At 68.8% G+C, this 11467-nt stretch carries 6 protein-coding genes; all 6 read left to right on the plus strand.

Annotation, left to right across the window (positions count from 1 at the left end):
* Positions 1–140: 140 nt before the first annotated feature.
* A complete protein-coding gene (locus HL653_RS07870) occupies positions 141–815 on the plus strand; it encodes a response regulator transcription factor (protein WP_171744033.1) in 675 nt (224 codons plus the stop codon).
* Positions 805–2151 (plus strand): HAMP domain-containing sensor histidine kinase, encoded by a 1347-nt coding sequence (locus tag HL653_RS07875; protein WP_171744034.1) that lies wholly within the window; start codon positions 805–807, stop codon positions 2149–2151. The genes HL653_RS07870 and HL653_RS07875 overlap by 11 nt, the downstream gene beginning before the upstream one ends.
* Before the next feature lie 159 nt (positions 2152–2310).
* On the plus strand, positions 2311–5532 hold the full coding sequence (locus HL653_RS07880) for an efflux RND transporter permease subunit (RefSeq protein ID WP_171744035.1): 3222 nt from the start codon (positions 2311–2313) through the stop codon (positions 5530–5532).
* Positions 5522–6679 carry an efflux RND transporter periplasmic adaptor subunit gene (locus HL653_RS07885; protein WP_171744036.1) on the plus strand — a complete coding sequence of 386 codons (1158 nt, stop codon included), beginning with the start codon at positions 5522–5524 and terminating at the stop codon, positions 6677–6679. The genes HL653_RS07880 and HL653_RS07885 overlap by 11 nt, the downstream gene beginning before the upstream one ends.
* Entirely contained in the window at positions 6672–8096 is a 1425-nt protein-coding gene (locus tag HL653_RS07890) for an efflux transporter outer membrane subunit (RefSeq protein WP_171744037.1), read from the plus strand. Before HL653_RS07885 ends, HL653_RS07890 begins: the two co-directional genes overlap by 8 nt.
* A 192-nt stretch (positions 8097–8288) precedes the next feature.
* The gene (locus tag HL653_RS07895) at positions 8289–11462 is read left to right on the plus strand and encodes a CHAT domain-containing protein (RefSeq protein ID WP_171744038.1); all 3174 of its coding nucleotides are present in this window, start codon (positions 8289–8291) and stop codon (positions 11460–11462) included.
* Positions 11463–11467 lie beyond the last annotated feature (5 nt).

Genomic DNA, 11467 nt, shown 5'->3' on the forward strand with positions numbered 1-11467 from the left:
CCCGAGATGGCTTCCCCGTAGGGAGGGCGGATGACGCTTGGGTTGCACTTTGGGGGCAGGCATGTGTCGCATTCCCGGCGCGGCCCTGTTGGCGGGGCGCCAATCCGGTGTAGGGACGGGGCCTGATCGAAGGACGGCATGTGGCGCATATCCTGATCGTCGAGGATGACGAGCTGACCTCCGAGGTGATCGCGCGCGAATTGCGGCCGCGCGGTCATGAGGTGGTGCAGGCGCGCGACGGCGTCACCGGGCTCCGGCTGGCGCAGGAGCAGAGGTTCGATGCGCTGACGCTGGATCGGATGCTGCCGGGGCTCGACGGGCTCAGCCTCGTCTCGCAATTGCGCGCGGAGGGCGTGACGACGCCGGTGCTGATGATCTCGGCCCTGTCGGATGTCGACGAACGCATCGCCGGGCTGCGCGCGGGCGGCGACGATTATCTGGTGAAGCCGTTCGCGCCGAGCGAGATGGCGGCGCGGATCGAGGTGCTGCTGCGCCGCGTGCAGCAGGCCGAATCCACCGTGCTGCAGGTGGGATCGCTCCGGATGGACCTGATCCGGCGCGAAGTGTCCGTCGATGGCGAGCCCGTCCGCCTGCTGCAGATGGAATTCCGCCTGCTGGAGCTGCTGGCGCGCGGCGCGGGCGAGGTGATCGGCCGGCAGATCATCTTCGAGCGCGTCTGGGGCTATTATTTCGATCCGGGCGCGAACCTGATCAACGTCCATATCGCGCGCCTGCGCAAGAAGCTGGACCGGCCCGGCCGTCCCTCCGCGATCGTGACGGTGAAGGGCGAGGGATACCGGCTCGATGCCGTCTGACCGGCTTCGCTTCGGCGATATCCGCCGGACCAGCGCCTTCCGCCTGACGATCTCGCTGGGGCTGGTCTTCACGCTCGGACTGCTGGCGCTGCTGGCGGCGATCTATCTGATGACGGCGCGCGAGCTGACCGAGCGCAACGATCGCATCCTGCGCAGCATCGCGGATCGCCTGCTCGCGGTCGATCCGGTGCGGCTGCCCGCCAGCGTCGGGCAGGAGATGCGGCGCGAGCGGGACGGCTTCAATTATGTCGGGCTGATCGCCAGCGACGGCGAGCAGATCGTGGGCGACATCAGCATCGATCGCCCGGTGAAGCCCGGCCGCCCGATCGAGGTGATGGCGGGCACTGTCCCGATCCGCCTGATCGCGGTCCGCACCGGCACGGGCGAAACCATCCTCGTCGGCCGCGATTTCACGCAGGTGCGCGATCTGCGCCGGCGCGTGCTGGCGATCGTGGCGGGCAGCGGCATCGTGATCCTGCTGGGCGTGGGCGCGGGGGGAACCTGGCTCAGCCTCAGCCCGCTCCGGCGCGTGAGCGAATTGCAGACCGCCGCGCGCAAGATCTCGCAGGGGCATTTCGAGGTCCGCATGCCGATCACCGGGCGGCGGGACGAGCTCGATCAGTTCGCCGGCACCGTCAATGCGATGGTCGAGGAGGTCGGCCGCGTGGTGGCGCAGGTGAAGGGCGTCACCGATGCGATCGCGCACGACATGCGGACGCCGCTGATGCATCTGCGCGCGCTGCTGGACGAAGCGGCGGATTCACCCGAGGCGTCGCCCGCCATCGTCGCGCTGGCCGGGCGGGGGCGCGAGGAGCTGGATCATGTGCTGGCGCGCTTCGCCGCCTTGCTGCGGATTTCGGAGATCGAGACGGGTGCGCGCCGGTCGGGCTTCCGCGCCGTCAATCTCGCCGCGCTTTTGCGGGCCTCGCACCAGCTCTACGCGCCGCTCGCCGAGGATCGCGGGATCGCGCTGGAGCATCGCACGGGGGGGCTCACCACGATCGGCGCGGACGAACAATTGCTGTTCGAAGCGCTCAGCAACCTGATCGACAATGCGATCAAGTTCGCCGGCTCGACGGTGCTCATCGCGCTGCACGAAGAGCCCGAGGGGATCGAGATCGAGGTGCGCGACGACGGGCCCGGCATCCCCGTGTCGGAGCGCGAGGCGGTGCTGCGGCGCTTCCATCGCGGGTCCAACGCGGCGGACGTGCCGGGATCGGGGCTGGGCCTTTCGATCGTGGTGGCGATCGCGCATCTGCACGGCGCCACGCTGCGGCTGGAGGACGCCCATCCCGGCCTTTCGGCGCGCCTCCGCTTCCCGTACGAGACCGACTGACGGTTCGGTTCAGAAACCGCTCAGATTGAGCGACCCGGCGCAGGAAACGGGCTTGCGTAATTCCGCTGTCGCCGCCTTTCAGCGCATGTGAAATTCATTTCATTCGATTTTGTTACACGACAGGGCGATTTGGGTTGCTGTCGCCGCGACGGAATCATCATGCTCCAACTCGTCAAGATCGCTCTCTCCAAGCCCTACACGTTCGTCGTTCTGGCGATCCTGATCACCCTTTCGGGGTCGATCGCGTGGATGAAGACCCCCACCGACATCTTCCCGGACATCAAGATGCCGGTGATCGCGGTGGTCTGGTCCTATCGGGGTCTTCCCCCCGAGGAGATGGCCGGGCGCATCATCTATTATTACGAGCGCCAGCTCTCGCTCTCGGTGAACGATATCGAGCATGTCGAAAGCCAGAGCCTGAACGGCAACGGCGTGGTGAAGATCTTCTTCCAGCCGGGTACCGACATCCGCACGGCGACCGCGCAGGTGACCTCCGTCAGCCAGACCGTGCTGAAGCAGATGCCGCCGGGCATCACCCCGCCGCAGATCTTGAACTACAACGCCTCGACCGTCCCGATCCTGCAGTTGGCGCTGTCGTCGAAGACATTGTCCGAGGGCGCGATCTTCGATCTCGGCCAGAATGCGATCCGGCCGGCGCTGGCGACCGTGCAGGGCGCAGCCGTGCCGACGCCCTATGGTGGCCGCGAGCGCCAGATCCAGATCGATCTGGATCCCGCAGCCCTGCAGGCACGCCACCTTTCGGCGGCCGACGTGGGCGCGGCGCTGGCGGCGCAGAACCAGATCATCCCGGCCGGCACCGCCAAAATCGGCCAGTATGAATATAATATCCGCCTGAACAACAGCCCGGAAGTCATCGACGATCTGAACAAGCTGCCGATCAAGACGGTCGGCAGCAGCACGGTGCTGATGGGTGACGTCGCCCATGTGCGCGATGGTTCGCCGCCGCAGAAGAATGTGGTGCGCGTCGATGGCGGTCGCGCCGTTCTGATGACGATCCTGAAGGCGGGGTCGGCCTCGACCATCCAGATCGTGGATGGCGCCAAGGCGCTGATCCCGAAGCTGAAGGAAACGCTGCCGGCCGCATTGAACGTGCAGCCGCTGGCCGATCAGTCGCTGTTCGTGAAGGCCGCCGTCTCGGGCGTGGTGCGCGAGGGCGCGATCGCGGCGGGTCTCACCAGCGTGATGATCCTGCTGTTCCTGGGATCATGGCGCTCGACCGTCATCATCGCCGCCTCGATCCCGCTCGCCATCCTGGCGGCGGTGGCGGCCTTGTCGGCGGTGGGCGAGACGCTGAACGTGATGACGCTGGGGGGCCTCGCGCTCGCCGTCGGCATCCTGGTCGACGACGCGACGGTGACGATCGAGAACATCAACTGGCACCTCGAACAGGGGAAGACCGTCACCCAGTCGATCCTCGACGGGGCCGAGCAGATCGTGCGCCCGGCCTTCGTGTCGCTGCTGTGCATCTGCATCGCGTTCGTGCCGATGTTCTTCCTGCCGGGCATCGCCGGCTTCCTGTTCGCGCCGATGGCCAAGGCCGTGGTGTTCGCGATGATCGCCTCGTTCATCCTGTCGCGCACGCTGGTGCCGACGATGAGCAATTATCTGCTGCGCGATCACGCGACCGAGCATTCGGTGGCGGTGGCGGCCAGCCATGATGCGGGCGCCGGCCGCCCTCACACGCAGAACCCGTTCCGTCGCTTCCAGCATGGCTTCGAGAAGCGGTTTGAGACGGTGCAGACCTATTATCTGTCCCTGCTGGATTTCGCGCTGGCGCGCCGCCGCGTGTTCATCCCGGGCTTCCTTGCCGTCGTGCTGCTGTCGTTCGCGCTGGTCCCGATGCTGGGGCGCAACTTCTTCCCGTCGATCGATGGCGGCCAGATCAGCCTTCACGTCCGCGCGCCGGTCGGCACGCGCATCGAGGAGACGGCCGCGCAGTTCGACCGGATCGAGGCGCGTATCCGCAGCATCATCCCGGCGGACCAGATCGTGTCGGTGGTCGACAATATCGGCCTGCCGGTGTCGGGTACCAACCTCGCTTATTCCAATACGGGCGGCATCGGCCCGCAGGATGGCGACATCCTCATCAGCCTGAGCGAGGACCACAGCCCGACGGACGGTTATGTGCGGACGCTGCGGCGCGAACTGCCGCAGGCGTTTCCGGGCACGACCTTCTCGTTCCTGCCCGCCGACATCATCAGCCAGATCCTGAACTTCGGCTCGCCGGCGCCGATCGACCTGCAGATCTCCGGCCCGAACCGCGAGGCGAACGAGGCGTATGCGAACCGGATGATGAACCGGCTCCACCAGATCGCCGGCATCGCCGACGTGCGGCTGGAGCAGGCCAATGACTATCCGGAGCTGGCCTTCGACGTGGATCGTGCGCAGGCGGACCGCGTCGGCATCACCGAGAATGACGTGACGCGCAGCCTTTCCGTCAATCTGGCGGGCAGCCTGCAGGTGTCGCCGGCCTTCTGGCTCAATCCGAAGAACGGCGTCTCCTATCCGATCGTCGTCCAGACGCCCGAATATCGCACCGATTCGATGACCTCGGTGCAGAACATCCCCGTGACCGGCTCCAAGGCGGGCGATTATCAGCTGCTGGGCGCGCTCGGCTCGCTCCACCGCGAGGCGTCGCCGGGCCTCGTCACCCACTATGACATCAAGCCCTCGTTCGACATCTATGCGACGACGCAGGGCCGCGATCTCGGCGCGGTGGCGGGCGATATCGACGCGATCATCAAGGATATGGCCAAGGATCGCCCGAAGGGCACCACCGTCACGCTGCGCGGTCAGTCGCAGACGATGAACACGGCCTTCTCCGGGCTTATCCTGGGCCTGATCGGCGCGATCGCGCTGATCTATCTGCTGATCGTCGTGAACTTCCAGTCGTGGATCGATCCGTTCGTGATCGTCTCGGCGCTGCCGGCCGCACTCGCGGGCATCGTCTGGATGCTGTTTGCCACGCACACGCCGCTCTCCGTGCCCGCGCTCACCGGTGCGATCATGTGCATGGGCGTCGCCACGGCCAACTCGGTGCTGGTCATCAGCTTCGCCCGCGAACGGCTGGCGATCACCGGCGATGCGATGAAGGCCGCGGCCGAGGCCGGCGCCACCCGCTTCCGCCCCGTGCTGATGACGGCGCTCGCCATGATCATCGGCATGGCGCCGATGGCATTGGGCCTGGGCGAGGGCGGCGAGCAGAATGCGCCGCTCGGCCGCGCCGTGATCGGCGGCCTGATCTGCGCCACCACCGCCACCTTGCTGTTCGTGCCCGTCCTGTTCGCGATCGCCCACAGCCGCAGCAAGCGCGGCGCGACCCACGATGTTTCCACCGGAGAACTTGTCCATGCAGAGTGATGCCACGGCGCCCGCCGCGCCGAAGGGCCTCAAGACGGCCGGCATCGTTGCCGGGGTCGTCGCTATCGGCGTCGTCGCCGCCGGCGCCGTCATCCGCCACCGCGATACGCGCGAGGCGCAGGAGTGGTCCGACGCGCGATCGATCCCGACGGTGCATCTGATCGCGGTGCCTTCCGCCGCCTCCGGCGCACCGCTCTCGCTGCCGGGCACGATCGAGGCGTGGAACAACGCCAAGCTCTATGCCCGCGTCGGCGGTTACGTGAAGGCCTGGTATCGCGACATCGGCGCGGACGTGCCGGCCGGCACGGCGCTCGGCCAGATCGACACGCCCGAACTGGACCAGCAGATCATCCAGGCGCGCGCCGCCCTCGCCCGCGCCAGGGCCAATGCCGCGCTCGCCAAGAGCACGGCGGTACGCTGGAACGATCTGCTGACGACCAACTCCGTCAGCCATCAGGAAGTCGACGAGAAGAACGGCGATCTGCTCGCGCAGAATGCGGCAGTGCAGGCGGCCGAGGCCGATCTGGGGCGGCTGACCGCGCTGAAGGGCTTCGCCACGCTGCGCGCGCCGTTCGCGGGCGTGGTGACGCAGCGCGCGGCGGATATCGGCGATCTCGTCGGCCCCGGCACCAGCGCGCAGCAGCCGCTCTTCTCCGTCGCGGACATCCACCGGATGCGCGTCTATGTCAGCGTGCCGCAGGCCTATTCGGCCGCGATGAAGCCGGGCATGACCGCCACCGTCACCGTCCCCGATTATCCGGGGCGGACATGGAAGGGGCCCGTGATCGGCACGTCGGGCGCGATCAGCGGCCAGTCCGGCACGTTCCAGGTGCAGGTGGCGATCGACAATCCGGGCGAGGCGCTGAAGGCCGGCGGCTATGGCCAGGTGTCGTTCGACATGGCCGGGCGCGAGAGCGCGGTGCAGATCCCGTCCAACACGCTCGTCTTCCGCGCCGCCGGCACCGAAGTCGCCACGGTGGGACCCGACGGCAAGGTCCATCTGGTGGCGATCACGATCGGCCGGGATCTGGGGGGCAAGGTGGAGATCACGCACGGCCTGAAGCCGGGCATGAAGATCGTCGACAATCCGCCCGATTCCATCGCTGAGGGCGAACTCGTCCGGGTCGGCACGCAGAGCAATGGCTAAGCGCCTGATCGCGGTGCTGCTGGGCGCGGCGGCGCTTGGCGGCTGTTCCTTCGCGCCGCCCTACAAGCCGCCGGTCGCGCCGGCCCCGCCCGCTTTTAAGGAAGCCGGGCCGTGGCAGCCGGCGCAGCCCGCCGCCGCCTCGGCCGCGCCCGCCGACTGGTGGAGCATGTTCGGCGATGCCCAACTGGGCGCGCTGGAGGCGAAGATCGCCTCCGACAATCCCACGCTGGCGGGGGCGCTCGGCCGTTACGATCAGGCGCGCGCCTATCTGTCGCAGGCGCGCGCGGGCCTTTTCCCGGAGGTCGGCGTGGGCGCCGATCTCACGCGCAACCGCCAGTCGGACAATCGCCCGCTGCGTGGCCAGACCCAGCCCGATTATTATTCGTCGGCCACGGTGGCGGGCGATTTCGGCTATGAGCTGGATCTGTGGGGCCGCGTCCGCAACAGCGTGCGCGCCGGCAAGGCCGAGGCGGAGGCCAGCGGCGACGATGCCGCCGCGCTGAAGCTCTCGCTCGAAAGCGAACTCGCCACCACCTATTTCGCGCTGCGCGGTTACGATCAGCAGATCAAGCTGCTCGCCGCCACGATCGATGCCTATGCCCAGGCCGATACGATCACCAGGCATCGCTTCGAGGGCGGCATCGCCAATGCGCTGGATGCGGGCCGCTCGGGCGCGCAGCTGGCCGAGGCGCAGGCGCAATTGGAAGATGTGAAGGCGGCGCGCGCGCTGGCCGAACATGCGATCGCCAGCCTGATCGGCATGCCGGCCTCCTCCTTCTCGATCGCGGCAAGCGATGACGCGATCACCTTGCCCGGCGTGCCGGCGCTGCTGCCGTCGACCTTGCTGGAGCGTCGCCCCGATGTCGCCGCCGCCGAACGGCGCATGGCCGCCGCCAATGCCGCGATCGGCGTGACGAAGGCCGCCTTCTTCCCCGCCATCACGCTGGGCGGGCAGGGCGGCTATCAGAATACCGGCATACCGGGCCTGATGACCGCGCCGAACATATTGTGGTCGATCGGGCCCAGCGCCGTGCTGAACCTGTTCGATGGCGGGCGCCGTCGCGCGCAGGTGCGCGTCGCGCGCGCGCGATGGGCGCAGGCGACCGCCGATTATCGCGGACAGGTGCTGACGGCATTCCAGGAGGTGGAGGACAATCTCTCCCAGCTCCACTATCTCGGGACCGAGGCCGAGGCCGAGAACCGCGCGGTGGAGCAGGCCGCGATCGCCGAGCAGACGGCGGTCAATCGCTTCTCCAAGGGTGCGGTCAATTATCTGGACGTGGTGACCGCGCAGACCGTGGCGCTGCGCGTGCGGCGCACCGCGATCGAGCTGCGGACGCGGCAGTTGCAGGCGAGCGTGAAGCTGACGCGCGCGACGGGCGGAGGCTGGCAGCCGGGACAGCCGTTGAAGAACTGACCTTCATTCCCCCGCTCGTGCTGAGCGAAGTCGAAGCACGTGCTGCAAGCGATGTCATCTGAAGCCCGTCCTTCGACTTCGCTCAAGACGAACGGCTTTAGGGAGGGCTGTCGCGAGCTCCATCCCCAGTAGCGATCAGCCTCCCGAACCTTTATCATCCCGGATCACCGGGGGGTACGGGACATCAAGGGCATGTGGGCGAAGCGCGGGGCTCTGGTCGCGGTGGCGGCGCTGTTGGCGTCCGGCAGCGGCACGGCCGCGCCGCGCGTGCGGGGTGCCGCGCCCGACATCTTCGTGCTGGGCCGCGATGCGACCGGCGAGCCCTGTTCGGCCACGCGCAACTGGCGCGATCCCCGGCTGGGTGACGCGTTCGATTCCGCCTGGGGGCTGACCTGCCGGGGCGTCGCCGCCAGCCGTCAGCAGGGCTATGCGCTGCGTCTCGCCCCAACCCACGCCGCCGGGGCCGACGAGACGGATTGCGGCGCCCCGCTCCAGCAGACGATCGCGGGGATCGGCCCCGTCGAGACGCGGGCCTGCTATGACGAGACGCTGGCGACCGCCGCCGTGCGCGTGCGCTTCCGGCATGACGGGCGGCTCTATGTGGGCGCCAGCGCCTCCACCGCGCTCGGGCCGCTGGAGGCGTTGCTGCGGACGATCGCGCGCGTGGCGCCCGCGCCCGCCGATCGCGACGTGGTGGTGAAGCCGACGCTTGCCGCCGATCGCCTGCAACAGCCCGCGAAGATCGCGCAGGCGAAGGACGCGCGGGCGGGCTTCGATGCCGCCGCCGCCCTGCAGGCCAGCATCCAGCTCAATCATCGCGGCCTCTATGTGGAGGCGTCGCGCCTGCTGAACGACGCGCTCTCGCGCCTCGACGGCGAAGCCGCGCCGCTCACCCGCGTCGAGCTGGAGCTGGAGGCAGGGCTCGCCGACAGCAATATCCGCCAGTTCGATGCGGCGGACGAGCATTTCACGCGCGCCAACGCCGTCCTCTCCGCCCATGCGGGCGCGGATCGCGCGGCCGCGCTGGAGGCGAAGCGCGCCGTCTATCGCGGGCTCGATCTGCTCAACCGCCGCCAATGGGCCGAGGCCTATGCGGCGATGGGGGCCACGGATGCGCGCGACAATCCGCTGCTCGATCCCGCCACGTTGAGCGCGCTCAATCAGGCGCCGGCGGGGGCGGGCGTGTCGGCGGCGCTCTCCGCCGTCGACGGCGCCCAGCTCGCGCGACTGTTGCTGGAGGCGCAGCGCCGCTGGGCGCGGAGCGTTGCGTTGCTGGCGCTCGGCCGCACCAGGGACAGCAATGAGGAACTGGATCGCGCCGCCGAGGGGATTGGCGAACTCCAGCGCAGCGTCGATTCCGATGCGCTGGTCGCGATCAAGTCCCGCGTGCAGCGCCAATATGCGCGCGTCGCCGTGCGCGAGGGCAAGGTGGATCTGGCCCTGTCGCTGTTCGATTGCTCGATCGCGACGTTGCAGGGCCAGCCGCCCTCGCTGGCGAAGCCCTGCCCGCTCGATCGGCCGGTGCGCCGCGCGGGCACGCCCGGCAATGCCGAAGGCTTGATGATCGCGGAGACGGAGCTGGAGCGCACCTCCATCCTCGCGCGCCGCCCCGGCGTGGCGATGAAGGATCTGCTGGCGGCCTATGATGCGGGCGTGGACGCGCTGATCGCCTCCACCGATGCGAGCGGCATCGTCCCCTCGTCGCTCGAAAATTATCTGGAGACGCTGGCGACGCTCTACGCGCAGACCCCCACGGACGAGATTGCCGAGCGCTATTTCCGCGCGGTCCAATCGGTGGGCGAGCCGGCGATCGCGCGCCAGCTGGCGCAGCTCCAGTCGGTCGTCACGGGGGACGGGATGCTCGGCGCCAAGGTGCGTGACCGGGGCGAGCTGGAGCGGCAGATCGTGCAGCTGCGCTATGCGATCGCCTCCGCCCCGGCCGACGATGCGGCGGGGCTCGCCGCGCTGGAAAGCCAGCGGCGCGGCGCCGAGGCCAAGCTGGTCGATCTGAACGCGACCATCTCGTCCGACAGCCGCTATCGCGCGGTGGACGATCGCCCCGCCACTATCGCGCAGATGCGCGCGGCGCTCCGGCCGGGCGAAATCTATGTGAAGGTCAGCCGCCTGCGCGGCCGCGCCTGGGCGACGACGATCGACGGCGCGCATACGTGGATCTATCCGCTCGCGGGCACCAGCGACGATGTCGACGAGACGGCGACGGCCGTGCTCAACTCGATCCGCGACAATAGCGATACGCTGCCGATCTTCGACGTCGCCTCGGCCCACACGCTCTTCCGCCTGCTGGCCGGGCCGGCCGAGCCCGCGATCCTGGGATCGAAGGCGATCGTGTTCGATCTCTCGGGCGCTCTCCAGAATCTGCCGGCGAGCGTGATGGTGGCGGAGGAAGCCTCGGTGAAGGCCTATGCGGCCCGCGCCGAGCAGGAGCCGAACGATTACAGCCATGTGGATTTCCTCGCCGGGCGCGCGGAGATTTCGAACGCGCTGTCGCCGCGCTCCTTCCTGATCGCGCGGGCCCTGCCGGAATCGGCGGCAGCGCGGCCCTTCATCGGGTTTGGCCAGAATGCGCCGCCGATCGAGGGCGGGGCGCGGGATACGGCGCGGCCGATCTCGTTCGGCGTCGGCTGCCCGATGTCCTATCTCAACCTCGCCAACATCATGCGCGCGGTGCGCCCCGTCTCGGCGGCCGAACTCGGCATCGCCGCGCAGGCGCTGGGCGATCCCACCGCGCCCGAGGTGACCGGCGCGGCCTTCACCGATACCGCGATGATGGCGGCCAGCGATGCGGGCGATTACACCCGCTATCAGGTGATCCACTTCGCCACGCACGGTCTGCCGGAATCGCATTGGGGCTGCTCGGTCGTTCCACCGTCCTTGCTCACCACGCTGGGGGCGCCCGCGCCGATCGACCAGCCGCAGTCGGATGGCCTGCTGACCTTCTCGGAAATCGCCCGGCTGCGGCTGGACGCCAATCTGGTGGTGCTGCTCGCCTGCGAGACGGCGGCGGGCGTCTCCACGCGCGGCGGGCGTCTGGGCGGGCAGGATGAATCGGCGGCGACGCTGGACGGTCTGGTCCGGGCCTTCATCACCGCCAATGCGCGTGCGGTGCTGGCCACTTACTGGAAGGTGCCGGATGGCGAGGCGACCCTGGATTTCGTCCGCACGCTCTACACGACCGGCCGGACCGGGACGATCGGCGCGGCTTTGCGCCGCGCGCAGACGCAGGTGATCGAGCGGCCCGACATATCCCATCCCTATTTCTGGGCGCCCTTCTTCCTGGTGGGCGATGCGAGCAAGACGATGCTGTCGCAGCCGCTGCCGGCGACGCAGCATGTGGCGACGCGATAGGCGGC

Source organism: Sphingomonas sp. AP4-R1 (assembly GCF_013113735.1).
Classification (GTDB): Bacteria; Pseudomonadota; Alphaproteobacteria; order Sphingomonadales; family Sphingomonadaceae; genus Sphingomonas_I.